Below are 23,518 nucleotides of genomic sequence, written 5' to 3' on the forward strand. Positions count from 1 at the left end.
GCGTGGCGACGCGGTCGCGCGCGGCCCGGGCGACGTCGACGGCGCGATGGCTTTCGACGGCGCTCCAGGCGGCCGTGGCCAGCACGAGGGCGCCGGTGGCGGCCAGCGGCCAGGCCAGTGGCGAGCGCGCCGAGCGCGGCAGGAAGTCGGGCTGCGGTATCGCCGGGCCGGGCTGGGGGATGAGGTCGCTGTCGGGCGTGCCGATGGCCAGCGGCGCGTCCGCACCCAGATCGGCAAGGCTTTGCACGCGGCGCGATTGCAGGCCGGTCACGCGGCCACGGTCGAGCTGGATGACGACGGCCACGTCGGCTTCGTGCCAGACGGCGCGGCCGGAGCCCGCGCGCGTCGCAGCCGGCAACGCGGCCAGCCACACGGCCCAGGCCGGCCGCACGGCCGCGAGGCGCACACGGGCCGCGTCGGCCTGGGCGCGCAATGAGGCCAGGTCGAGCCCTTGCAGCGCGGACGCGCCGGCCGCTTCACCGAGTTGCCAGGGCGCAATCGCAAAGCGCTGCGCCGCCGCCCCGAAGTAATGCGCAAACTGCTGCTGCGCATAGGCCTGCACGGCGTCCAGGTCGGCCAGCGGCAGGCCGGGCTCGGCGACCAGCTCGTGCAGGGCCTTGGCGCTAACCACCAGTTCAACCGCCGTGCCCGGCATGTCGCGGCACCAGGTGGCGAATTCATCGCCGCCCGGCGTGACGAAGACGCGCCGCGGCTTGGCCAGCCGCGCGCTCAGTTGCTGGCGCAGGCGCTGACTCAACGATTCACTCATCGAGCGTGACACGTTCCAGCTCCTCAAAAGTGGTGTCGCCGCGGCAGACGGTGGCCAGCGCCATCTCGCGCAGTGACTTCATGCCGCGCGCCTTCGCGGCGGCCTTGATCTCCGACATCGGCGCGCGCGCCGCGATCAGGTCGCGCAGGCCGTCGTCGAGTTTGAGCAGCTCTGCCACCGCGCGCCGGCCCTTGTAGCCCGTGCCCCGGCAATGGCCGCAGCCCTCGCCCTTGAGGAAGTTGCCGTTGATGACGCCATGCCTCGCAAGCGTCGCCGGCTCGGGTGTGAACGGCCGCGCGCAGTGTTTGCATGTCAGGCGCACGAGACGCTGCGCCAGCACGGCGTTCAGCGCCGAGACGACGTTGTAGAGATCCAGCCCCATGTGCATGAAGCGGCCGATGACGTCGAAGGCGTTGTTGGCGTGCACGGTGCTGAAGACGAGGTGACCCGTCAACGCGGCCTGCACGGCGATCTGCGCGGTCTCGGCGTCGCGGATCTCGCCGACCATGACGCGGTCGGGGTCGTGGCGCAGGATGGAGCGCAGGCCGCGCGAGAACGTCAGCCCCTTCTTCTCGTTGACGGGGATCTGCACCACGCCGCTGAGCTGGTACTCGACCGGGTCTTCGATGGTGATGATCTTGTCGGCGCCGGTGTGGATCTCGGCCAGCGTGGCATACAGCGTCGTCGTCTTGCCGGAGCCCGTCGGGCCGGTCACCAGCAGCATGCCGTGCGGCTGGCGCGCCTGGTGGCGGATGGCGGCGCGCTCTTCGTCGCCAAAGCCGAGCGAGTCCAGCGTCAGCGAGCCGGCACGGGCGATGGCCGCGCGGTCCAGGATGCGGATGACGGCGTCCTCGCCGAAGACGCTGGGCATGACGCTGAGCCGGAAGTCGATCTCGCGGCCCTGCACGCGCAGCTTGAAGCGGCCGTCCTGCGGCAACCGGCGCTCGCCGATATCCAGCTCGGCCATCACCTTGAGGCGCGACACGAGCTGTTCGGCGATCTGCGGGCCGTCGACCTGTCTGACGAGCGCCATGACGCCGTCGACGCGGAAGCGGATCACGGCGCCGCGGGTCGTGCATTCGATGTGGATGTCGGAGGCGGTGTCCTGCAGCGCGTCGTAGATGGTGGCGTTGAGCAGTCTGACGACGGGGCTGGCCTGCTCGCTCAATGCGAGGGCCGACAGCTCCTCGGTGTGGTCAACGACGGTGGTCAGCGCATCTTCGACATCGGACAGCGCGCGGAAGTCGGCCTCGCCGGCGCCGAGGAAGTGAGTCACGGCCTCGGGGTTGCAGCGTTGCCATCCGACGGGTGCGTTGAGGCGGGACTCGACGCTTTGCAGCAGCATGGCGTCTTCGTCGCGTTCGGCGAGGAGCACGCGCTTGTCGTTGGCACCCACGGCCAGGACAGCGCGCCAACGCTGGGCCTGGGCCTGGGGCCATTGCTCGAAGTCGAGGTGCCAGGGGCCCTCGGTGGCGGGGAGCCAGTCGTGGAGGGACGTGGTCATGCGCTTTGACGATGCCTTGCGTTTTTGGCTAGGCCCATGCCGGGATTTCGCCCCGGCGGGCGACCTACTTTCTGGGCCGCCAGAAAGTAGGCAAAGAGCTCCCCCCGCACGCCCCGCCCCTGCGCTGCGCTTCGGGGTTCCCTGCGGTACTCAAGCCTTGAGGCCCCGCCCGGAACTCGCGCCGCTACGCTCTGCTCAAACAACCGTGCGGAGTCAGCTCTTGAAGCGTGCTGCGCACGCGGCCTCAAGTCTTTCCGTTCCTCGGCGGGGCTAGAGGGGGCATACGAAATACATCCGTCGCCCGGACTCCGGGTTTGGCTGTTGGCTGTTCCGGGGCCTCCCCTTCTAAACCGCCGAGAAGCGCAGAAGCCCGAGGCGCGTGCGCAGCACGCTTCAACAACTGACTTAGCGCAGTTGTCTGAACGCAGCGTAGCGAAGTGAGTTCTGCGCGAGCCTCGGGCTTCGAGCATCGCAGGGCACCCCGCAGGGGCGGTTTCGCAGGGGAGAGCTTTTTGCTTACTTTTTGGCGGCGCAAAAAGTGAGTCGGCCGCCGGGACGAACCCCCGGCTGGGCATGGGCATAGACCCAAAACAACGAGAAGCGAAGCCCATCACTGCACCTGCTCCACCAACTGAAAAATCGGCAGATACATCAACACGATGATCCCGCCGATCAGCACGCCCATGATCAGCATCAGCGCCGGGTTGACCAGCCGCGACAGCAGGTCCGTCAGCCGTGCCGCCTCCTCGTCATGGAAGGCCGCCGCCCGCTCCAGCATCGCTGCCACCTCGCCGCTGCGCTCCCCCACGCGCAGCATGCGCCGCGCCACGGGCGTCGCCAGATTCTGCGAATCGAAAGCCGCCGACAGCCGCTCGCCCCGCTCGATCTGCGCCGCCGCCGCCTGCACCGCGCCACGCCACGGCGCGGCCACCACATCCACAACGATGCGCAAAGCCGCCAAAGCCGGCACGCCCGACGCCAGCAGCATGGCCAGCGACCGATACAGCCGCGCCAACGCCAGCACCCGCAGCCGCGGGCCAAGGCCGGGCAACGTCCACAACGCCGCCTGCGCCCGCTGCCGCAACGCAGGCTGCCGCAGCAGCGAGAAGACACCAAACCCCACCGCCGCGATGCCGCCGATGACGAGGCCCGGGTGCGCGCCGGCCACCTGGCCGAACTCGATCAGCACGCGAGAGGCCCAGGGCAGGTCGGCGCTGGTCTGCTCCAGGATGCCGGCGAAGCGCGGCAACACGTAAAGCAGCAGGAAGAGGATGACCGCGCCGCCCACGCCCAGCAGCATCAGCGGGTAGACCAGCGCCGCGACGAGACGCGAGCGCAGCGCGTCGACCCAGGCCAGGTAGCGCGCATGCTGGGCCAGCGCGGTGGACAGCTGGCCGGTGCGCTCGTTGGCGGCGACGATGGCGCAGATGAGCTCGTCAAACGCCTGCGGCTGCTCGCGCAGCGCGGCGGACAGCGGCCGGCCCTGCTCGATCTGCGCGATGACACTGTCCAGCGCCGCGCGCACGCCAGGCTGGCCTTCCTTCTCGCGCAGCGTTTGCAGCGCTTCGAGCAGCGCGATGCCGGCGTCCAGCAGCACGGCCAGTTCCTGGCTGAAGAGCTGCAGCGGGAAGCTGGCGTTGCGGCGCCAGGGGCGCTTGGACTCACTCGCGGCGAGCTCGTTCGCTTCCAGCACATGCTGAGGCGGCACGCCCAGCACCGCAGCCACGGCGGCGCGGTCGGGCGCCTCCACGCGCTCGCTGCTGACGGCGCCAGCGCGCAGCACGCGGGTTTGGAAAACCGGCATCACCAGCGCCGCGCGGCCGTCCGAAGGCGCTGGTGCGCACCCTCGGGGGGCAGCGAATGCAATTCGCGTGGGGGCTTCATGTCACCAGCTGGTGAGGTCGGCGTCCTCACCCTCGCCGCCCGGGCGGCCGTCCTTGCCGAAGGACAACAGGTCGTATTCGCCGTGTTCACCGGGCGCGCGGTACTGGTAGTCGTTGCCCCAGGGGTCCTTGGGCACGGCCTTGCTCAGGTAGGGCCCGCTCCATTTGGGCTCGTCGGCCGGCTTRGTGACCAGCACGGCCAGGCCCTGCTCGGTGCTGGGGTAGCGGCCCACATCCAGCCGGAACTGGTCCAAAGACTTCTGCAGCGCGTCGATCTGGGCCTTGGTGGCCTTGACCTCGCTCTTGCCGATCTGGCCGAAGAACTTCGGGCCGACGTAGCCGGCCAGCAGGCCAATGATGACCATGACAACCAGCAGTTCAAGCAGCGTGAAGCCGCGGGCGCGGGCAAGTGGGGAACGGGGCATGGGCGTGTGGTGCTCGGCGGGAGGGCGACTGTTGATCGCCCCGCCGCGTGCGGCAATCAGGATTTGACCGACCTGCATTCTGAGGGGAGCGTGTAAAGGTCAGAGTGATTGCGAGAGAGTGCAGGCATTTGCCGCGTTGTCCGGGCAGGGTCCCTGCCAACGGATCTGCACGGCTGCCGCCGGCGCCAGCGGCGAGCGGCCGTCCAGTACCTGACCACGCACGCCGGTGAAGGTGGCCAGCGACGTCCAGGTGGTGCCGCCGCTGAGGCGGTATTGCAGCGCGTAACGGCTGCCGGGGCGCAGGGAGCGCGTCTTGATCTGGTATTCACCCGCCACGATGGCCAGGCTGGGCGTGTCGCGGAAGGGCTGGGCCAGTGGCTCGCCGACGAACAGGCCCTGCCCCGGCCACTGCACTGCCTTCCAATAGGCCTCGATGGCCGTCGCGCCGCGCCAGTACTGATCGATCAGCACCGAGGCGCGCGAGAACTTCTGCTGCAGGTTGCAGGGCTCCTCCACCGTGCCATAGCTCGCCGTCGCGCCGGCCGAGAGCCAGGCGGTGATGGGCATCTGGCCGGCGGCGCCCGGCAGCAGGCCGCCGGCGGAGGTCAGCGTGTCGGCCAGGGCGCCGGGGCGGAACTGCAGGGTCGACAGGTTGGCCACGCTGGTCAGGCCCGTCAGGTAGAACATCACGTCGGTCTTGCCGGACAGCGAGTTGGCGGTGGCGGCGCCCGCGCTGTTGTCCAAGTAAGTCAGCTTGAGCGCGCTGCCCCAGGCCGCCGGCAGGGCCTGGAAATCCGTCCAGCGCACGTTGCGGTCCACATCCGTCGTACGCACCAGCCAGCCCTCGCCGGCCGGCAGCGTCCCGTCGGCGGCCACGCCCCGGTTGATGAGCGTCTTGGCGGCGTCCAGCGTGGTGGCCCCCAGCAGCATGGACGGGCGCAGCTGCAGGTCGACCTGAGGCCGACGTGACTCACTGTCGTACAGCGGCGACGCGGCCGTGTTGGCGCAGGTCGTGGTCGCGGGCGTGCTATTGCAATAGCGAGTGTCATAGCCCAGCGCCATGGCGCTGGTGATGCCCATGCTGCAGGCGCCGACGACGCGGCTGGGCGCCGCCCAGGCGAACAGCGTGGCCTGCACGCCAGCGGGCAGGCGGGCATCAATGTCTGATTTAAGCAACGAAAAATCAGCCGCAGAAATCGTCGCGCTGGCGGTGCTGACCTTGACGCGGATGAGGTTGGCCGCCGGCACGCCGCGGGCCGCCAGATAGGCCGCACCGATGGCCTCGCTGACGGCATCGCCCTCGGCCACGATGACCGCCAGATCGGCCGCCGTGAGGCCGCTGGCGGGCAGGGTCAAAGTGAGCGTCTGCCCTATGCCGGAGCCGCCGGTGTCACCACCGGGACTGGTCCCGCCCGAGCCCCCGCCACCGCCACCGCCGCAGGCATTCAGCAGGCTCGAAAGCAGGAGCGGCAGGAGGCGAAAGAGACGGCGCATGCCGGCATTTTCACGCGCTTCGGCACGTCGTTTTACGCACACTTTTGGGGCAAAAATCCGCATCCGCGCACCGCCATCCCGGGGTTTCCCCAGTGCCATGCACCGAGGCGGGGCAATACATTCTCTTCACTCGACGCGGTTCGGGGCTCCAAGTCCAGAGCCGCCGGGCGGGTTGTGAGGAGACAAGACAGCAAGATTGCTTCGTAACCCCGAAGACAATCGCACCGGCCACCAAGGCACCCCTTGGTGGCCGTTTTATTTTGTGCCCCTCGTCCGGCTTGCCGCGCTGGACGCGGGCAAGTCCGGTCGGTCCCCCGAGGGGACGGCGATGCTCGCGGGGCGTGCCCCGCTCGCACATCGCCAGACGGGCCGGCTTGGGAGCGGCCCGGCGCTCGGCCCGAACGAATGCACTACGGCCCGGGCGCGTTGATGGAATCAAGACATGCTCGACTTGCTCATCGTCGCCCTCGCCTCGCTGCTCGCGGGCTTCATCGACGCGGTGGCGGGCGGTGGTGGGCTGGTGCTCACGCCGGCGCTTTTCAGCACCTTCCCGAATGCGGTGCCGGCCACGCTGATGGGCTCGAACAAGGCGGCGGCGATCTGGGGCACGGGCTGGGCGACGCTGCAGTATGTGAAGCGCGTCCAGCTGCCCTGGCGCCGCCTGCTGCCGGCCGCCGTGCTGGCGGGCGCGGGCAGCTTCAGCGGCGCCTGGGTGCTGACCCTCGTCAGCGCCGACGGCCTGCGCAAGGCCTTGCCGCTGGTACTGGCCGCCGTGTTCATCTACACGCTGGCCAGGAAGGACCTCGGCCGCGAACACAAGCCGCGCTTTGCCGGCCGCGCCGAGGCTTTTGCTGCCGGCGCCATCGCGCTGACAGTCGGCTTCTACGACGGCTTCTTCGGCCCCGGCACGGGCAGCTTCTTCGTCTTCCTGTTCGTGCGCGTGCTGGGCTACGACTTCCTGCATGCCTCGGCCACGGCCAAGCTGATGAACCTGCTGACCAATGCGTTCGCGATCTCCCTGTTCGTCAGCAAGGGCTTTATCTGGTGGCACGTCGCGGCGGTGATGGCGGTCACCAACGTCATCGGCAGCCTGGCCGGCACGCGGCTGGCGCTCAAGCACGGCGCGGGTTTCGTGCGCGGCGTGTTCATCACGGTCGTCGGTGCGCTCATCCTCAAAACAGCCTGGGATGCCTTCTTCCGCTGATCTACCATCAGGCATCCCCAGCGCCTCACTTCACCATGCCCGTCGATCCGCAACTTCGCAACCTGGACATCGAGATCCCGACCCAGCCCGAGGTCCTGGTCAAGCTCTCGCTGCTGATGGCGGCCGAGGACATCGACCTGCAGGCCATGTCATCGCTGGTCGAAACGGACATGGCCCTGGCCGCGGCCGTCATGAAGGCGGTCAACTCGTCGCTGTACGGCCTGCGCGGCCGCGTGCAGACGGTGCACCAGGCGCTGACCTATCTGGGCATGCGCGAGGTGGCGGCCATCACCTTCGAGATGGGCCTGCGCGCCGCCTTCCCGGCGGCAGCGGAGCTGGAGTCGGTCTGGTCGCGCGCGTCGCAACGCGGCCTGCTGATGGGCCGCATGGGCCAGATGCTGGGCGTGGACCCCTGGGCCGCGCACTCGGCCGGCCTGTTCGAGGAATGCGGCAAGGCGGTGCTCTACCGCCACGCACCGACCCACTACCCCGCCATGCTGCGCGCCGCACCTCGCGACGCCGAACTGGTGGAGCTGGAGAAGACGGCCTTCGGCGTCAGCCACGACGCGCTGGGCGCGGCGCTGTGCGAGAGCTGGGGCCTGGCGCCCGCGGCCGTGGCCAGCGTGCGCCACCACGTCGAAATCCAGGGCACGCTGACCATGCCCGAGAGCCTGGCCCGTCGCAGCGTCGCGGCCATCTCGACCGTGGCCTGGGCGCTGCTGATCCACCCCGAACAGCTCGACGAAGTGGCCAGCCAGATTGCGCCGCAGGCGCAGCTGGACGAGACGCTGGTGCTGCGCGCGGCACGGCGCGTCAACGAGCAGCTCCTGGCTGCCCAGGAGCATGGGCGCTAAAGCCTAGGCGGCAAGACTCAGCCGGTCCCGTCCGGCGTGCTTGGCGATGTAGAGCGCCTCGTCGGCCGCCTGCATCAGCGCCTGGGCGCTCAGGTAGGGGTGGGCCGGGCTGAGTGCGGCCAGGCCGATGCTCAGCGTCAGGTGGCCCTGCCCGTCGGGCAATCTCAAGGCGCGCAGGTCCTCGCGCAGCAACTCCAGCACACCCTGGGCCTCGGCCATGCCGAAGCCGGGCAGCAGCGCGACGAACTCCTCGCCGCCCAACCGGGCGACGACGTCGGTGTCGCGCTTGAAGCGTTCATTCAACAAGGTGGCCACGCGCTGCAGGGCTGCGTCCCCTTCGTCGGGGCCGTGCTGCTGGTTGAAGCGCTTGAACTCGTCCAGATCCAGCACGGCCAGGGCCAACAGGCCGCGCTGGCGCTGGGCGCGCTTGAACTCGCGGCGCAGCGCCTCGTCGAAGGCATTCGGGTTGGCGATGCCGGTCAGCGCGTCGGTGCGCGCCAGGCTGGCCAGCTCGCGCTGGTTGGCCTCCAGCGCCTGCTGGGCCTGCTCCAGCAGCAGGCGTTGCTGGGTCAGTTCGCGCCTCAATTCGCGGGCGTTCTGGTCCTGCTGCCACAGCGAGCCGCGTGCGCGGCGCATCGCATGGCCGATGCGGTCCAGCTCCGCCGCCAGGCCCGGAGCGGGCGTGGCGTCCTCCGGCGTCAGCGGCACGGGCGCCGACTCCATCGCCTCGCAGCCGGCCGCGAGCCGGTGCAGCGGGCGCAGCAGCATGGCCTCCACGAGCAGCAGCAGCGCCGCGCTGAGCAGCAACACCAGCCAGGCCGTGCGGGCCAGGCCCTCGGCCGGCACCGCAAAGCCGCCCAAGCTCCACTCGAAGATGGCGACGATGACGGCGGTCAGCAGCGGCACGCACAGGCCCAGGCGCAATCTCAGGGAACCCAGCCGGCGCGGCATGGCGTCGTGCTGGCCGCCTTGGGCGTCCTGGCCGTGCTGGGTTTGGGCAAGGGAATCGGTGGTCATGACAAGACGGCTACTGCGAGACAAATTGTCACGGTCGCACCGGCCCCTGTGCAGCTGATGCGCTCGGGGTTTGTCAGGGGGCGGGTTTTCATGGCGAAAGCCGGGCCCGACCCTAGAGTCACGACATGAAAGCCAGCTGTCTGTGCCTCTGGGCCGCGCTCACGGCGCCCGCCATGGCGGACCCGGGCTACTACCTCGTCACGCCCTATGACCAGGCGGGCCGCGTAGGCGCCGAGCTGCGCTACTGGACGGTAAACGCGCCCGACGAGGCAGCCCAGCTGTGGCCGGAGCTGGGCCTAAGCTATGGCGTCAACACGCGCTGGACGACACGCCTGCTGGCGAGCTGGATAGGCACGGGCCGCGCGGACATGACGCTGGCGAGCTGGAACTGGCAGAACGTCGTGCTGCTGACCCAGGGCGAGAAACCGTATGACCTGGCCATCCACGCCCAGCTCATCCGCAACCGTGGCGAGAGCAATGCGCTGGAACTGGGGCCGGCCTGGCAGACCGACTTCGGCGCGCTCAAGCTCAACGCCAACGTGTTCTGGGAGTACGACACCCGCCGCCGCGAAACGCGGCTCAAGCTGCAGTGGCGCAGCCTCTACCGCGCGGCGCCGGGCTGGCGCGTCGGCCTGCTGGGTTTCAGCGAGGTGGGGAAGTGGAACGACTGGGCGCCGCGCGCGCGCCAGTCCCACCGCGCCGGGCCGGCCCTGCTGGCCACGCTGTGGGATGAAGGCCCGGACACGGTGACGTTGAACGCGGCGTTCCTGTTCGGCAAGACCTACAGCAGCCGCGGCGACATGTTCACGATGCAGCTGCAGTGGTTGCGGTGAGCCCCGCGCCCAGTCTCACTTCGGCTGAACGCCGGTGAGCCTGGTCGGTCTTGCAGACCGCGCTGCGGCAGTGCCGCAGCCCTTCGGCAGGCAAATGCCGCCCACTGGGCGCCATGTGTCCGGCCTCAGCCGCCGAGGGGACTGCGATGCTTGCGGCATTGAGCCGCACGCACATCGCCAGACGGGCCGGCTTGGGAGCGGCCCGGCGCTCGGCCCCAATACTTTGTTTCGCGTCGAAGGTCGCGTCAGGCGGCCTCGCTCGCTGTGTCGGCGACGGTGCGGTTACGGCCGGCGCGCTTGGCGTCGTAGAGCGCCCGGTCGGCTGCGCTCAGCAGCTCGGCAAAACTCACCGCGCCGGCCGGCAGCATGGCCAGGCCCGCCGACAGCGTCGCGCTGACGCTGCCGCCCTCGGGGGTCACGAAGGGCGCGTCCTGCACCATCACGCGGATGCGTTCGGCCACCTCACGTGCGCCGGCCAGGTCGGTGCGGGGCAGCAGCACGACGAACTCCTCGCCGCCGTAGCGCGCGGCCAGGTCGCCGGTGCGCAGAGAGCGCAGGATGAGGCCGCCGACCTGGCGCAGCACCTCGTCGCCCACCGGGTGGCCATGGCCGTCGTTGATGGCCTTGAAGTGGTCGATGTCCAGGAACAGGCACGCCAGCGGGTAGCGGTGGCGCACGGCCTGGCTGAACTCGATGAGGCTGCGGTGATCGAAATAGCGGCGGTTGTGCACGCCGGTCAGGCCGTCGGTCATGCCGGCGCGGCGCAGGCGCTCGCGGTTGAGCATGCTCTCGATGGCGATGGCCGCGATGGCCGCCAGACGGTCCAGGAACTTGGTGCCCGAGGCGGCGTCGTAGCGCTCGGGGTCGCGCGCGCCGAAGTGCAGGCTGCCGATCAGCAGTCCTTGCCGGATCAGCGGCAGCAGCGCCGCCGAACGCACCGGCGCGCCGTCCCCGAAGGCCTGGGCCAGCAAGTCCTCGCCATGGCCGGGGCCGATGAGGCGAGTGGTGCGCGCGGTGCCGAAGATGTCCTTCAGCGGGCCATGGTCGCCCAGCAGCCGCGGCGCCTTGGCCATGGGCAGGCTGGGCAGCGCGCGGCTGAGTTCGCCGTCGGGGTCCAGCAGCCAGAGTTCGGCGGCGTCGAGGCCGAAATCGCTGCGGCATTCGACGAGCAGCAGGGTGACCAGCTCCTCCATCGAGCCGACCGCGATGAGGCGCCGCTCCAGTTCGTCGAAGCGGTCCATCTTGCGTTCGTTGGCCGTGGCGGCTTCGAGCAGGGACTGCAGCTGGCGGCGCAGCGCCTGGACCTGGGCTTGGGGGTCGGCAGCGGTCATGTGGCGGCGATTGTCGCGGTGGCGCGTGAGAACCGGCGTGCGGCGCCGGTGATCGGGTCCGTGAACGCAATCTCGCGGGCGATCAGTTGCAGCGGCGCATCGAAGCGCGGCGGGTTCTCATGCGGCTGCAGCACCGGATAGACGCGGTCGCCAACGATGGGCAGCCCCAGCGCATTCATCTGCGCGCGCAGCTGGTGGCGCGCGCCGGTGTGGGGGCGCAGCTCGTAGCGCGCCAGGCCGGCAGGCAAGCGCTCGACGAGGTCGACGTGCGTCTCGGCATTGGGCTCGCCGTCGACGACCTGCATCTGCAGGAACTGCTCCGTGTCGGGCTCGGCGAGGCGATGCCGCACGACGCGTGGCCACGGGCCTTCGCTCCACGGCGCGACGGCGTCGTAGACCTTCTCGACGGCGCGCTCGCGAAACAGCCGGTGATAGGCGTCGCGCTCGGCCGGCTTGACGCAGAAGACGACCAAGCCGGCCGTCTCGCGGTCCAGCCGGTGCACGGGGATGAGGTCGTGCAGCCCGGTGCTGTGGCGCAGCCGTGCCATCAGCGTCTGCCGGGCGTAGATGCCGCTGGGCGTGACGGGCAGGAAGTGCGGCTTGTCGGCCACCAGCAGATGCTCGTCCTGGAAGACGATGCGCTCCGCGAAGGGCACGACGGGCTCGTCCGCCAGGTAGCGCCAGTAGTAGATGCGGCGGTTGGGCTGGTAAGCCTCGGTCAAGGGCTGGCCCGCCTCGTCGACGACATCGCCGCGCGCCAGGCGCTCGGGCCAGTCGGCCACGCGCGGCAGGCGCTCATTCAGGAAGGCCGTCAGCGTTGGCCAGGGGCCGGGCGGGCAGAACACGGCGCTGGCGGCCACACCGTCGCGTAACGGCAGCGTGGGCTTGGGGGGGCGGGCCACCCTAACTCCGACGGTTGGGCACGCCCGAGGGGCGGGCGAGGCGGGCCGATGGCAAGGCGCGCCGACGACGTGGGCTAACGCCCACAAGGAGAAGCAACGCGGCCAGCGGGCCGAAGCGCCTGTCCAGCGGGCGTGCAGCGCTGGTGGCCGAAGTGATGCGGTCGGCCGGCGACATGCGGGTGTCAAGGCAACTCATGGTGCGGGTCATGGCGAGCGGTCGACCGTCGGGGTTGGGGTTACTCGATGCGCGGGCCGCCGCGGGCGCGCTCGTCCATGTAGGCGTTCAACCGCTTCATGTCCTGCGCGTCGGCGCGCTTGCCACGCCACTCGCGCGCCCAGGCTTCGCGCCGTGGGTCACGCGCCAATTCGCGCGCCGCCGCGTCAATGGCTTCGATCTGGCGCCGGCCCTCGGGCGTGCGGCTGCAGGACACGGTGGCCAGCAGCGTGCTCAAGCCCTCTACCACCGGCAGCGCCACCAGTGCACCGGGGTCACCCGCGCGGGTCAGGTAGTCCTTGACGACGGCCGGGTACTCCAGCGTGTAGTCCATGCGGCCGGCACGCAGCATGTCCAGCAGCCGGGTGCTGAGCTTGGCGCCGACGGCCAGGCGGGGCACCGCCTGCTGCCCCAGCAGGTTGTCGATCTGCGCGCCGAAGGCGCGGTCACGCGCCAGCAGCAGGCGCAGGTTGGGGCGCTTGAGCAGTTCGGCCAGCACCAGCCGGCCGTCCTGCGGCGCGCCCTCGGACAGCTGGGCCAGCGCCTCGCGCCGCACGATGACGTGGATCTCGCGCGAGATCAGCGCCGGGTAGAGGTGCGAGAAATACAGCCAACTCAGGCGCGCCGGCGTGCGCACATGCAGGGTCGAGCACAGCGTCTCGCCGTTGCGGCTCAGGGCCTCGTAGCGGGCCGTGCTGGCTTCGACAAACTCGTGCCGGTACTGCGGCATGCGCGCCAGCAGCACGCGCATGAAGCCGTCCACCTCGCCGTGGCCCAGCTCGGCAACGTTGCGCGGCGCGTGGCCCTGGACGAAGCTGAAATGCGGCGGCACGTCCTGCGCCACCCAGCGGATGGTGTCGGCGTGCGCGGCGGCCGCCATCAGCAGGGCCGCGAGGGCCCATGCCCGGCGCATGGTCAGTCCCCCTCGACCCACTCCATGCGGGCGCCCAGCTCGCCGATGTGCTCGACGAAGTTCGGGTGGGCGCGGCGGATGGGCGTCGCGTTCTTGATCACGCTCTTGCCCGGGATGCTGGCCGCCACCATCAGCAGCGCGATGGCGACGCGGATGATGTAGGGGCTCTCCACCTCCGCCGGGCTCAACGGCTTGCCGCCGAAGGTGATCATGCGGTGCGGGTCGGATAGGAAGGCATGCGCGCCGAACTTGGCCAGCTCCGACGTCCAGCCCATCGCGCCGTCGTAGACCTTGTTCCAGAACATCACGCTGCCTTCGGCCTTGACGCCCAGGGCCACGAAGATGGGCAGCAGGTCCACCGGCACATAGGGCCAGGGCGCGGCCTCGACCTTTTGCAGGATGTTGCGCGTGAAGGGCTCCTTCACCTTCAGCGGGCCGTCGGTCACACAGCGGCTCCAGCCGTCTTCATGGACGATCTGCACGCCGAACTTGGCGAAGGTGCGGTCCAGCAGCGGGAACATCTCCGGCGCACCGTTCTTGACCTGCACATTGCCGCCGGTGATGGCGCCTAACGCGAGGAAGGTGACGATCTCGTGGAAGTCTTCGGTGAAGGTGTAGTCGGCGCCGCCGAGTTCGGCCACGCCGGTGATCTTCAGCTTGGACGTGCCGTGGCCTTCGATCTTCGCGCCCAGCAACGACATGAAATTGCAGAACTCCTGCACATGCGGCTCGCTGGCGGCGTTGGTCAGCGTCGAGACGCCGTCGGCCAGCGCCGCACAGAGGACGAAGTTCTCGGTCGTCGTGACGGAGGCGTAGTCGGTCCAGTGGTCGTTGGCTTGCAGTCGGCCGCTGGGGGCGCCCACATCCGCCTGCTGCACCACCCGCACCACCAGGCCGTCGGGATGGCGCTCGACGCTGGCGCCGAAGCGCTGGAAGACCTCCACATGCGGGTCGATCTCGCGGGCGCCCAGCGTGCAGCCCTTGACGTCGTCCTCGATGCGCGCCGCGCCGAAGCGGGCCATCAGGCCGGGCACCAGCATGATGGACGAGCGCATCTCCTCGGGCAGGCGGTCGGTGGCCGGGTCGAAGTGGGTGTCGCGGTGATGGACGTCAAGGATGCCGGTCTTGAAGTCCAGCTCGACCTGCGAGCCGAGCTTGCGGAAGACCTCGACGATCTTCTTCACGTCGGTGATCTCGGGCACGCCGCGCAGGCGCACCGGCTGCTTGGTCAGCAGCGTCGCGCACAGGATGGGCAGAACGGCGTTCTTGTTGGCCGAGGGGGTGATGCGGCCCGAAAGGGGCGTGCCGCCATGGACGATCAGGTGGGACATGAAATGGTGCTCGCGAAGAGGCCCCGATTGTCGGGCTTTCGCGCGACCCCGCCGGCCACGGGCTTATCGATGGGCGCCGGCGACGCCGTATCCCATGGGTTGCGTTGTTATGCTGCCGCGACAAGTCCGGGTCATGCCAGACCCCAACCGACAGCGAGGTGATCCGTGCGCCAGCCAACTGACGAGGACAGGCCTCGCCCCACCTACCGCCGCGTCGGCGCCGCCGGGCTGCTGGCGCTGCTGGCCGCCCCTGCGGCAGCGCAGGACCTGAGCGAGCTGTCGCTGGAGCAGCTGTCCAACATCGAAATCAGCTCGGTGTCGCGGCGCCGCGAGAAGCTGGCGCAGGTCCCGGCCTCGCTGTACGTGATCAGCGCCGACGCGATACGGCGCTCCGGCGCGCGCAGCCTGCCCGAGGCGCTGCTGCTGGCGCCCAACCTCCAGGTCGCGCGGCTCAACGCCAATCAGTACGCCATCAGCGCCCGCGGCTTCAACGACTCGGTGGGCAACAAGCTGCTGGTGCTGATCGACGGCCGCACGGTCTACGCGCCCTATTTCTCCGGCGTGCAATGGGACCAGCAGGACGTGCTGCTGGACGACATCGCCCGCATCGAGGTCATCAGCGGCCCGGGCGGCAGCGTCTGGGGCACGAACGCCGTCAATGGGGTGATCAACATCATCCGCCGGCCCGCAGTGGAAACGGGGCCGCTGCTGCGCGTCGATGCCGGCACGGACGAGCGTGCCGCCGCCCTGCGCCACGGCGGCACGCTGCCGCTGCAAGGCCACTGGCGCGCCTACGCCAAGCTGCAGCAGCGCGATGCCAGCGAGACCGAAGCCGGCGTGGCCGTGACGGACAAGTCGCGGCGCTGGCAGCTGGGCTGGCGCGCCGACTGGCTGAGCGGCGAGGACGGGCTGACCGTGCAGGGTGACATCTACCGCGGCGACACGGCGGACCGCATCAACGGCGCACGCAACCTCGGCGGCGTGAGCACGTCGGGCGAGAACCTGCTGGCGCGCTGGACCGGCCGGCTGGACGGCGGCTCGCGGCTGCGCCTGCAGGCCTACTACGACCATGCGCGGCGCGAGGACGCGATCCTGTACAGCCCGCGCTTCACGGTGCTGGACCTGGAGGCCCAGCACAGCCTGGCCTGGGGCGCGCACCAGATCGACTGGGGTGGCGGCTGGCGCGGCGCGCGCGACCACGTCGTGCCCGGGCTGCTGTTCGGCTTCACGCCCGACCACGCGAAGCAGCAGTGGCACAACGTGTTCGTGCAGGACGAACTGCACCTGGCGGACGGCTGGCGGCTGACGGCCGGCACGAAGTTCGAGCACAACGACTACACGGGCTGGGAGACGCTGCCGTCGCTGCGCCTGGCCTGGTCGCCGTCGGCCCGCTGGCWGTGGTGGGCCTCGCTGTCGCGCGCGGTGCGCGCGCCGGCCCGGCTGGACCGCGACCTGCGCCTGCCGCCTAAGCCGCCCTTCATCATCGCGGGCGGGCCCGACTTCGTGTCGGAGGTCGCGCGCGTGGTCGAGCTGGGCCACCGCGGCCAACCGAGCAGCACGCTGAGTTATGCGCTGACCCTCTACCACCACGACTGGCAGAAGCTGCGCAGCGGCCAGCCGTCGCCCAATGCCGTGGTGCAGAACATGATCGCCGGCAACAGCTGGGGCCTTGAAGCCTGGGGCCACTGGCAGCCGCTGCCCTGGCTGCGCTGGAGCGCCGGCTTCAACCACCTGCGGCAGGACCTGGCCGTGCAGCCGGGCAGTCGCGACCCGGTGGGGCCGCCTGCCCTGGGCAACGATCCGCCGCGGCAATGGCAGCTGCGCGCCACGCTGCAGCCCGCGGACCGCCACGAGCTGGACGTGGCGCTGCGCCATGTCGCCGCGCTGCCGCAGCCGGTCGTGCCTGCCTACACGGTGATGGACTTCAGCTATGGCTGGCGCGCCACGCCCCACCTGGCGTTGACGCTGGGCGGCCGCAACTTGCTGCACGGCCGCCATCCGGAGGCCAATACCGCGCCGGGCCGCAGCGTCTTCGGGCCCGAGGCCTACGCGCAGCTGCGGTGGACACCGTGACACCCACGCGGCGCCGGCCGTTGCTGGGCCTCGCATGGGCCCTTGCGCTGGGTTTGCTGATGGCCGGCACGGGCCGCGCACAGTCCGACGACGACGGCGGCGAGGTGCGCATCAAGGCCGAGTTCCTCTACAAGTTCACGGCCTATGTGGACTGGCCCGAGGGTGCGCTGGGCGCACCGGATGCGCCCTTTGTCATTGGCGTGCAGGGCTCGGAAGCCATGCTCGGCGAGCTGAGCCAGGCCGTGCAGGGGCGCACGGTGCAGGCGCGGCCGGTGCAGGTGCGGCGCGTGCGCGCGGCCGATGCCGACCCGGGCCTGCACCTGCTGTTCCTCGCTCAGGGCGAAACAGCCAGCGCGCGGCGCGGGCTGCTGCTCGTCAGCGAGGGCGCGCCCGGCGAGCCGCCGCCGCGTGCCAGCGCCATTCACTTCCTGGTCGTGGGCGGGCGCGTGCGTTTCGATGTGCTGCTCGACGGCGCCGACCGGGCCGGCCTGAAACTGAGCTCGCGGCTGCTGTCCGTCGCGCACAAGGTGCATGCGGCGACGCGCTGAGGACACTGGCCTCAGGCGGCGCCGTCCTCGGGATCCAGCCGCTTTGCCCGCGCAAGCCGCCAGGCGTCCGCCGGGTCGCTGAAGACTTGTTCGGCCGTCGTGCCGGTCTCATGCCCTGCCGCATCGATGGCGATGCGCTTGTCGAAGACATAGCACTCGCCTTCCCAGTCGGCCGCCGCATCGGGGAAGGCTTCCAGAAAGTTCAGGATGCCGCCGTCGAGCTGGGCGACGTTGAGACCGCGCTCCTGCATCCAGGCCGCCGTCTTCTCGCAGCGGATGCCGCCGGTGCAGTACATCGCGACGGTCTTGCCCTGCCACTCGTCGCGGTGCGCTTCGACATAGGCCGGGAAGTCGCGGAAGTGGGCCACGCCGGGATCGACGGCGCCACGGAAGCGGCCGAGCTTGAACTCGAACGTGTTGCGGTTGTCGAGCACGACGGTGTCGGGGTCGGCCAGCAGCTCGCGCCAGCGCTGCGGGCTGACGTGGGTGCCGGTGTCCTCGGCACTGACGCCGGGGATGCCGAAGGCGACGATCTCGCGCTTGACAGACACCTTCAGCAGGCTGAAGGGCGAACGCTCGCAGGTGTTGTGCTTGAAGTGCAGGTCGGCGAAACCGGGCTGGGCCTGCAGCCGGTCCTCGAAGGCCTGCACGGCCTCGGCCTCGCCAGCGATGGCGGCGCTCAGGCCCTCGGTGGCGACGAGGATGACGCCGCCCAACCCACGAGCCGCCTCGCGCAGCCATGCGGCGAAGGCGGTGGGGTCAGCCACCGGCGTGAAGCGGTAGAAAGAGCTGTGGACCAGGGACATCGGCGCGGATTGTCGCGCCGAGGCGCCAGCGGCCTCAGCTCGACGACAGCACGAAGACGTTGCCCTCGGAGTCCTTGAACTTGGCGAACGTGCCCCAGGGCTGGGCCGCTGGCGGCTCGACGAACTCGACGCCGCGCTGCTGCAGTTGGCGGTAGGTGGCCTCGACGTCGTCGCAGGCGATGGAGCCGTTGAAGAAGGTGCCGATGCGATCCTCATGGCCCTCGGGCGTGAACAGCACGACGCGCGTTGCCGAGTGGCCGATGCGCAGCTCGATCCAGCGCTTGCCCGGGCCCATGGGCTGGTCGGTGGCGACGGCGAAGCCGAGCTGGTCGCGGTAGAAGGCCAGCGCGCGGGCGGGGTCGGCGACCGGGACGCCGATGAACTTGACGTGGGTGATCATGGTGGCGGCAGCAGGAGTGGTGGGCGTGGCGCTCATTCTGGGAGCGCCGAAGCCGCACGCGGCCGACCGCTGCTATAGCATTCATCGGTATGCACAAGGCCTTGTCTCGCGCTTCTCCCGCCACGCACCAGATCGACAGCTACGTCATCGACACGCTGATGGCCGATCTCTGCGGTCATGACCGCCGGCCCTCGGCCTTCCTCGTCTACCTCTGCCTGGCCTGCGAGGCCCAGCGCCGCCGCGCGGACGCCGTGCCACTGAGCCTGCAGGAGATCGCCACGCGCACCGGGCTGGCCAAGTCGACGGTGCAGACCGCCGTCCGCCACCTGAAGCGCCGCGGCCTGCTGGACGCCGACCTGGCGGCGACGACGACCGCACCGCTGCGCCGGGTCGCCACGCCGTGGCGTGGCTCCTAGAATCCGCGACCGCTTTTCGGCCCTTAAGCATGTCCGACCGCCTCGCCGTACTGCCCCAATACCTGATGCCCAAGATGGCGATGACGCGCTTGGCCAAGTTCGTCGCATCCAGCGAGTGGGGCAGCGTGACGACATCGATCATCCGCCGCTTCGTGGCGCGCTACGGCGTCAACATGGCCGAGGCGGCCGAGCCCAACATCACGGCCTATGCCACCTTCAACGACTTCTTCACGCGCGCCTTGAAGCCCGGCGCCCGGCCGCTGGCCGAGGCGCCGCTGATCTGCCCGGTGGACGGCTCCATCAGTCAGATCGGCCGCATCGAGGGCGATCAGGTCTACCAGGCCAAGGGACAGGCGTTCTCCACCACGGCGCTGGTGGGTGGCGACGCGCAACTGGCCGCCAAGTTCCAGGACGGCCTGTTCGCCAACCTCTACCTCAGCCCCAAGGACTACCACCGCATCCACATGCCCGCCGCGGGGCGGCTGGTGCGCATGGTGCATGTGCCGGGCGAGCTGTTCTCGGTGAACCCGACGACGGCGCGCGGCGTGCCGGGGCTGTTCGCGCGCAATGAGCGGGTGGTCTGCGTGTTCGAGAACGACACCCTGGGCACCTGGGTGCTGGTGCTGGTGGGCGCCACCATCGTCGGCAGCATGACGACCGTATGGCACGGGCCCGTCAGCCGCAGCGGTCCCGTGCGGGAGTGGGACTACGCGCCCGGCCAGGTCACGCTGGCGCAAGGCGACGAGATGGGCCGCTTCCTGCTGGGCTCCACCGTCGTCATGCTGTTCGAGAAGAGCGGGCTGAAGTTCAACGACAGCTGGCAGCCCGGCGGCGCGATCCGCATGGGCGAGTGGATGGCACGTTAGGCCAGCAGCGCGCCGGCCACGTCCGCAGCCAGCGGGCGGCCCAGCAGCCAGCCCTGCAGATGCGTGCAGCCCAGGCGCTCGACCTCGGCCGCCTGGGCTTCGGTCTCGACGCCCTCCGCGACGATGGCGAGGCCCAGTGACCCGGCCAGCACGCAGGCGGCGCGCACGACGGCACCCGCCGACGGCTCGGGCAGCGGGTCGACCATGCTGCGGTCGAGCTTGAGCGTGGTGATGGGCAGGCGGCGCAGCAGCGTCAGCGAGCTCTGGCCGGTGCCGAAGTCGTCAAACGCCACGCCGACACCAGCGTCGCGCAGTCGCGCCAACTGCGGCAGCACGCGGTCCATGTGGGTCATGGCGGCGGTCTCGGTGATCTCGACCTCCAGCAGCGCCGGCGCCACGCCGTGGGCCTGCACCAGGGCCAGCAGCCAGTCGGCGAAGCCGGGGTCCTCGAACTGCAGCGGCGACACATTGACGGCCACCGGCAGCACCGCCAGGCCGCGCTGCTGCCAGGCGCGCAGCTGCTGGGCGGCCTGGTGCAGGATGAGGGCGCCCAGGGCGACGATCTGGCCGGTGCGCTCGGCGGCGGGGATGAAATCGGCCGGGCTGACGCGGCCCTGGCCCGGCCGCTGCCAGCGCACCAGGGCCTCGAAGCCGACGAGGTGGCGCGTGTGGGCGGCGAACTTGGGCTGGTAGTCGAGCTGGAACTCCTGCTGCTCGATGGCCGCGGCCAGCGCCTGCTCGATCTCCAGCAGCCCGCCCGCGCCGGCCGCCATGCCGGGCTGGTAGGCCACCGCCGCCGGGCCGGCCTGCTGCTTGGCCTGGTGCATGGCGATGTCGGCCGCGCTCAGCAGGGCCGCGCCGTCCGCCCCATGCGCCGGGAAGCGCGCGATGCCGACCGACATGTGCACATACAGCGCCCGGTGGCCCACGGCGAAGGGCGCGTTCAGCAGCGCCAGCAGGCGCTGACCGGCCAGCACGGCGGCGGCATCGTCAGTGACGCCGGGCTGCAGCAGCAGGAACTGGTCTTCGCCCAGGCGGGCCAGCAGCGCGTCGGGCGGCAGGGCCGCGCGCAACCGCGCGGCAATGGCCTGCAGCAGCGCGTCGCCGGTCTCATGGCCCAGGCTTTCGTTGACGAGCTGGAAGCGATCCAGGTCGGCCGACAGCAGCGCAAAGCCGGGGCTGCCGGGCGCCGTCAGCTCGGCCAGGCGGGCCAGCGCGGCGTGGCGGTTGGGCAGGTCGGTGAGTTCGTCGTGCAGGGCCTGGCGGCGCAAGGCCTCGGTGGCGCGGTGGCGCTCGGTGTCGTCCAGCATCAGCACCATCAGGGCCGGGCCGCCGTCCCATTCGAAGTAGCTGGACAGGCCGCGCACATAGATGGCGCTGCCGTCGGCGCGGTAGCGTTCGCCCTCCCATGCGACCTGGCCGCCGCGCTGGCGCATCAGCTGGGCATAGCGCGCGCGCGAGCCTTCGACATCGGCCGGCGCAATGACGGTCTCAATGGACCGGACACCGACCTGCTCCAGGCCGAACATCGCCAGCGCGGCAGGGTTGGCGTAGACGGCCCGGCCCTCGCTGACGACCACCAGGCCTTGCATGGACTGCTCGTAGACCTGACGCAACCGTGAATTGACCCGCTCGGTCTCGCGGTGGGCGCGCCGCACCGACAGCAGGATGAGGGCCATGGCCAGCGCCACATGGACATAGGTGCCGAGGATGTGGGTGACGATGGAGCGGGCCAGCGGGTCCAGCACCGGGCCGCTGAGGTGGACCAGGCCCGAGGCGATGAAGCAGGCCGCGACGAAACGCTCGGCCCGCGCGCCGTTGCGCCACAGCCAGGACGCCGCCAGCCAGGCGCCACCCGTCAGCACGAGCGCCGCAACGACGACGGCGTAGCGTTGGTCCAGCAGGGCGAGCGCGAGGATGACGCCCAGCAGCGCACCGAACAGCGGTGCGTTGCGTGCCCAGCGCCAGGGCCGGCCGCTGTAGCGCGCGGCGCCGGCGAGTTCCAGTGCCAGCGACGCGATGATGCAGGCCGTGGCGGCCGTGGCCTGGGCCTGGTAGCGCAGCGAGTTCAGGTCGGGTGGCGCGAGCGCGACGCCCAGCGTCAGGCCAATGGCCAGCGTCACATGGCTCCAGCCCCAGTCGCTGATGTGCGGATGGCCGGGCTCCAGCCGGGCCAGCACCAGCAGTGCCACGCCGAGCATGGCGATCAAGCTGGTGCTGATCAAGAGGAACCCGGTCATCGGGGCATCCTAGCGACGCCACCCCGGGTCACGCCATGGGTAAAAGTTCCGCGTCAGGACTTCGGCCGGATGTCACGGCGGGCCGGACGGGCGGCGCGCGTCACCAGGTGAAAGTGACGACGCCGCTGGCGGGCAGCTCGTAGGCGAAGCGTCTGCCCGGCGCCTGCACCGTGAAGCGCTGCGCCCTGGCGCCGGAGTTGCTGACGATGAGGATGGTGCTGCCGTCGGGGTTGGTGAAGGCGACGTGGTCCAGCCCCTTCACGTCGCCGCTGGAGTCGACCCGCCGCGCGCCCTGGTAGACGAAACGGCTGGCATGGCCGAAGGCGTAGTACTCGATGTTGCGCGTGACAGTGCCGGTCTTGGGGTCGATGGTGACGACGCCGCGGCAGTCCTTGCAGCCGCCCAGGTGCGGGCCGTGGGCCGGGTCCAGCGCCAGGTTCCACATCAGCACGCCACGCGCGCCGTGGCGGGTGCTGCCGATGATGAGGTTGCGCATCATCCAGGGCAGGGTCTCGGCCCACTGCGGCTTCCATTCGCCACCGGAGCATTCGGTGAACCACACGTCCAGCGCGGGGAAGTGCCGGGCCACCTGCGACTGCGCCGCCACGTCGCCGGCATAGCAATGCCAGGCCACGCCCGACACAAACTGGCGCGCCGTCGCGTCGGACAGCATGGACAGCGGGCTCCAGGGCTCGTCCCAGTTGTGGTCCCACTCCAGGATCTGCGTGGTCATGCCCTTGGCTTTCAGCAAGGGGCCGAGATGCTGGCCGACGACTGCGGCGCGGGTGGCGGGCGTCATGCGCATGCCGGGATAGTCGGGCGGCTCGAAGTGGGGCTCGTTCTGCAGCGTCAGCGCAAAGATGGGCACGCCCTCGGCCTGCATGGCCTGCACATAACGCACCATGTACTTGGCAAAAGAGCCGTAGAACTCGGGCTTGAGCTGGCCTTGCACGAGGCTGTCGGTCGTCTTCATCCAGCCCGGCGCGCTCCAGGGCGAGGCCATGACCTGAAGCCTGGGGTCGAGCGCGAGCGCCTGCTTGGTCGCGGGGATCACGTCGTCGCGCTCGGGCGCCAGCGAGAAGTGCTTGAGCTCGGGATCGGTCTGGCCCGGCGGCATATCGTCCAGGCTGTAGTGGCGGCGCGAGAAGTCCGAAGCGGCGATGGTCAGCCGGGTCAGCTCGAAGCCGACGCCGCCGTTCTCGCGCGTGAACAGCTCGCGCATCAAGGCGTCGCGCTGCGGCTCGCTCATGCCGTGACGCATCAGCCAGGCCGAGCCCTCGGTGATGGCGGCGCCGAAGCCGGCGATGCGCTGGTGCTGGCGTTTGGGGTCGATGCGGATGACGGCGTCGGCCTTGGCGGGCGCGGTGACCGTGCTCGGCGACAGCAGGTTCCGCTGGTCGCCAGTGGTCAAGAAGGCCCGTACAGGTGCAGCGTTAGCACCCGAGACGAGGGCGACCGTCAGGGCCAGAAGGAGGTGTTTCATGGCGGTGGGGGG

Annotated in this window: 21 protein-coding genes; 7 read left to right on the forward strand and 14 right to left on the reverse strand. The window is 70.3% G+C overall.

Translation table 11 applies throughout. The features are described 5' to 3' along the window. The 5 genes from ACXRVZ_RS21815 to ACXRVZ_RS21835 all read right to left on the reverse strand — a co-directional run. Nucleotides 1-757: hypothetical protein (locus ACXRVZ_RS21815; RefSeq protein WP_458232817.1), on the reverse strand; the 757-nt coding region annotated here is incomplete at its 3' end. Nucleotides 758-761: 4 nt separating this feature from the next. Then, on the reverse strand, nt 762-2,273 hold the full coding sequence (locus ACXRVZ_RS21820) for a GspE/PulE family protein (protein WP_457418391.1): 1,512 nt from the start codon (nt 2,271-2,273) through the stop codon (nt 762-764). A 610-nt stretch (nt 2,274-2,883) separates the two neighbouring features. After that, nucleotides 2,884-4,077, reverse strand: a complete 1,194-nt coding sequence (locus ACXRVZ_RS21825; protein WP_457418389.1) for a type II secretion system F family protein — start codon at nt 4,075-4,077, stop codon at nt 2,884-2,886. Nucleotides 4,078-4,158: 81 nt separating this feature from the next. Next, complete coding sequence (gspG, locus tag ACXRVZ_RS21830; RefSeq protein ID WP_457418387.1) at nt 4,159-4,581, reverse strand: type II secretion system major pseudopilin GspG; 423 nt, start codon at nt 4,579-4,581, stop codon at nt 4,159-4,161. A gap of 99 nt (nt 4,582-4,680) precedes the next feature. Further along, nucleotides 4,681-6,075, reverse strand: a complete 1,395-nt coding sequence (locus ACXRVZ_RS21835; RefSeq protein WP_458232818.1) for a TIGR03790 family protein — start codon at nt 6,073-6,075, stop codon at nt 4,681-4,683. A gap of 442 nt (nt 6,076-6,517) precedes the next feature. Here ACXRVZ_RS21835 and ACXRVZ_RS21840 point away from each other — a divergent pair, with 442 nt between their 5' ends. Together ACXRVZ_RS21840 and ACXRVZ_RS21845 are read left to right on the forward strand one after the other, a co-directional pair. Beyond that, a complete protein-coding gene (locus ACXRVZ_RS21840) occupies nt 6,518-7,279 on the forward strand; it encodes a sulfite exporter TauE/SafE family protein (protein WP_457418383.1) in 762 nt (253 codons plus the stop codon). A gap of 35 nt (nt 7,280-7,314) precedes the next feature. Beyond that, on the forward strand, nt 7,315-8,133 hold the full coding sequence (locus tag ACXRVZ_RS21845) for an HDOD domain-containing protein (protein ID WP_457418381.1): 819 nt from the start codon (nt 7,315-7,317) through the stop codon (nt 8,131-8,133). Between the two features lie 3 nt (nt 8,134-8,136). On the opposite strand, the gene ACXRVZ_RS21850 is transcribed toward ACXRVZ_RS21845, so the two are convergent. Further along, on the reverse strand, nt 8,137-9,150 hold the full coding sequence (locus ACXRVZ_RS21850; RefSeq protein WP_457418379.1) for a GGDEF domain-containing protein: 1,014 nt from the start codon (nt 9,148-9,150) through the stop codon (nt 8,137-8,139). Between the two features lie 125 nt (nt 9,151-9,275). Between ACXRVZ_RS21850 and ACXRVZ_RS21855 the strand changes: the two genes are divergently transcribed. Continuing rightward, complete coding sequence (locus ACXRVZ_RS21855) at nt 9,276-9,983, forward strand: hypothetical protein (protein ID WP_457418377.1); 708 nt, start codon at nt 9,276-9,278, stop codon at nt 9,981-9,983. A 245-nt stretch (nt 9,984-10,228) separates the two neighbouring features. Here ACXRVZ_RS21855 and ACXRVZ_RS21860 read toward each other — a convergent pair whose 3' ends face one another. The 4 genes from ACXRVZ_RS21860 to ACXRVZ_RS21875 form a co-directional block, all read right to left on the reverse strand. Next, nucleotides 10,229-11,314, reverse strand: coding sequence for a DUF484 family protein (locus ACXRVZ_RS21860; protein WP_457418375.1), 1,086 nt, complete (start codon nt 11,312-11,314; stop codon nt 10,229-10,231). Next, the gene (locus tag ACXRVZ_RS21865; RefSeq protein ID WP_457418373.1) at nt 11,311-12,216 is read right to left on the reverse strand and encodes a pseudouridine synthase; all 906 of its coding nucleotides are present in this window, start codon (nt 12,214-12,216) and stop codon (nt 11,311-11,313) included. Before ACXRVZ_RS21865 ends, ACXRVZ_RS21860 begins: the two co-directional genes overlap by 4 nt. Before the next feature lie 236 nt (nt 12,217-12,452). Beyond that, nucleotides 12,453-13,343, reverse strand: a complete 891-nt coding sequence (locus ACXRVZ_RS21870) for a TIGR02285 family protein (RefSeq protein ID WP_457418371.1) — start codon at nt 13,341-13,343, stop codon at nt 12,453-12,455. A gap of 2 nt (nt 13,344-13,345) precedes the next feature. Further along, nucleotides 13,346-14,674, reverse strand: coding sequence for a UDP-N-acetylglucosamine 1-carboxyvinyltransferase (locus tag ACXRVZ_RS21875; RefSeq protein ID WP_457418369.1), 1,329 nt, complete (start codon nt 14,672-14,674; stop codon nt 13,346-13,348). A gap of 165 nt (nt 14,675-14,839) precedes the next feature. On the opposite strand from ACXRVZ_RS21875, the gene ACXRVZ_RS21880 reads away from it, so the two are divergent. Further along, on the forward strand, nt 14,840-16,747 hold the full coding sequence (locus ACXRVZ_RS21880; RefSeq protein ID WP_457418367.1) for a TonB-dependent receptor plug domain-containing protein: 1,908 nt from the start codon (nt 14,840-14,842) through the stop codon (nt 16,745-16,747). Then, nucleotides 16,735-17,295: a YfiR family protein gene (locus ACXRVZ_RS21885; protein WP_457418365.1), complete on the forward strand. Its 561-nt coding sequence runs from the start codon at nt 16,735-16,737 to the stop codon at nt 17,293-17,295. The genes ACXRVZ_RS21880 and ACXRVZ_RS21885 overlap by 13 nt, the downstream gene beginning before the upstream one ends. Nucleotides 17,296-17,306: 11 nt before the next feature. Here the strand turns inward: ACXRVZ_RS21885 and trhO are convergent, their stop codons facing one another. Next, nucleotides 17,307-18,101, reverse strand: coding sequence for an oxygen-dependent tRNA uridine(34) hydroxylase TrhO (gene trhO / locus ACXRVZ_RS21890; protein ID WP_457418363.1), 795 nt, complete (start codon nt 18,099-18,101; stop codon nt 17,307-17,309). Nucleotides 18,102-18,135: 34 nt separating this feature from the next. Beyond that, nucleotides 18,136-18,501: a VOC family protein gene (locus ACXRVZ_RS21895; RefSeq protein ID WP_457418361.1), complete on the reverse strand. Its 366-nt coding sequence runs from the start codon at nt 18,499-18,501 to the stop codon at nt 18,136-18,138. 89 nt (nt 18,502-18,590) lie between these two features. On the opposite strand from ACXRVZ_RS21895, the gene ACXRVZ_RS21900 reads away from it, so the two are divergent. Both ACXRVZ_RS21900 and asd read left to right on the forward strand, forming a co-directional pair. After that, the gene (locus ACXRVZ_RS21900) at nt 18,591-18,917 is read left to right on the forward strand and encodes a helix-turn-helix domain-containing protein (protein ID WP_457418359.1); all 327 of its coding nucleotides are present in this window, start codon (nt 18,591-18,593) and stop codon (nt 18,915-18,917) included. 29 nt (nt 18,918-18,946) lie between these two features. Beyond that, on the forward strand, nt 18,947-19,783 hold the full coding sequence (gene asd, locus ACXRVZ_RS21905; RefSeq protein WP_457418357.1) for an archaetidylserine decarboxylase: 837 nt from the start codon (nt 18,947-18,949) through the stop codon (nt 19,781-19,783). On the opposite strand, the gene ACXRVZ_RS21910 is transcribed toward asd, so the two are convergent. Both ACXRVZ_RS21910 and ACXRVZ_RS21915 read right to left on the reverse strand, forming a co-directional pair. After that, nucleotides 19,780-22,023: a putative bifunctional diguanylate cyclase/phosphodiesterase gene (locus ACXRVZ_RS21910; RefSeq protein ID WP_457418355.1), complete on the reverse strand. Its 2,244-nt coding sequence runs from the start codon at nt 22,021-22,023 to the stop codon at nt 19,780-19,782. The genes asd and ACXRVZ_RS21910 overlap by 4 nt on opposite strands. Before the next feature lie 100 nt (nt 22,024-22,123). Further along, entirely contained in the window at nt 22,124-23,506 is a 1,383-nt protein-coding gene (locus ACXRVZ_RS21915; protein ID WP_457418353.1) for a glycoside hydrolase family 30 protein, read from the reverse strand. Nucleotides 23,507-23,518: the final 12 nt, after the last annotated feature.

The sequence above is a fragment of the Roseateles sp. P5_E8 genome (assembly GCF_054177665.1).

Bases quoted from the DNA above. Each gene is read 5' to 3' on its own strand.
- ACXRVZ_RS21915 (WP_457418353.1), bottom strand. From the start codon at position 23,506: ATGAAACACCTCCTTCTGGCCCTGACGGTCGCCCTCGTCTCGGGTGCT.
- ACXRVZ_RS21825 (WP_457418389.1), bottom strand. From the start codon at position 4,077: ATGCCGGTTTTCCAAACCCGCGTGCTGCGCGCTGGCGCCGTCAGCAGC.
- ACXRVZ_RS21845 (WP_457418381.1), top strand. From the start codon at position 7,315: ATGCCCGTCGATCCGCAACTTCGCAACCTGGACATCGAGATCCCGACC.
- ACXRVZ_RS21870 (WP_457418371.1), bottom strand. From the start codon at position 13,343: ATGCGCCGGGCATGGGCCCTCGCGGCCCTGCTGATGGCGGCCGCCGCG.
- ACXRVZ_RS21855 (WP_457418377.1), top strand. From the start codon at position 9,276: ATGAAAGCCAGCTGTCTGTGCCTCTGGGCCGCGCTCACGGCGCCCGCC.
- ACXRVZ_RS21860 (WP_457418375.1), bottom strand. From the start codon at position 11,314: ATGACCGCTGCCGACCCCCAAGCCCAGGTCCAGGCGCTGCGCCGCCAG.
- ACXRVZ_RS21895 (WP_457418361.1), bottom strand. From the start codon at position 18,501: ATGATCACCCACGTCAAGTTCATCGGCGTCCCGGTCGCCGACCCCGCC.
- trhO (WP_457418363.1), bottom strand. From the start codon at position 18,101: ATGTCCCTGGTCCACAGCTCTTTCTACCGCTTCACGCCGGTGGCTGAC.
- ACXRVZ_RS21820 (WP_457418391.1), bottom strand. From the start codon at position 2,273: ATGACCACGTCCCTCCACGACTGGCTCCCCGCCACCGAGGGCCCCTGG.
- ACXRVZ_RS21850 (WP_457418379.1), bottom strand. From the start codon at position 9,150: ATGACCACCGATTCCCTTGCCCAAACCCAGCACGGCCAGGACGCCCAA.
- ACXRVZ_RS21840 (WP_457418383.1), top strand. From the start codon at position 6,518: ATGCTCGACTTGCTCATCGTCGCCCTCGCCTCGCTGCTCGCGGGCTTC.
- ACXRVZ_RS21875 (WP_457418369.1), bottom strand. From the start codon at position 14,674: ATGTCCCACCTGATCGTCCATGGCGGCACGCCCCTTTCGGGCCGCATC.
- asd (WP_457418357.1), top strand. From the start codon at position 18,947: ATGTCCGACCGCCTCGCCGTACTGCCCCAATACCTGATGCCCAAGATG.
- ACXRVZ_RS21910 (WP_457418355.1), bottom strand. From the start codon at position 22,023: ATGACCGGGTTCCTCTTGATCAGCACCAGCTTGATCGCCATGCTCGGC.
- ACXRVZ_RS21900 (WP_457418359.1), top strand. From the start codon at position 18,591: ATGCACAAGGCCTTGTCTCGCGCTTCTCCCGCCACGCACCAGATCGAC.
- ACXRVZ_RS21835 (WP_458232818.1), bottom strand. From the start codon at position 6,075: ATGCGCCGTCTCTTTCGCCTCCTGCCGCTCCTGCTTTCGAGCCTGCTG.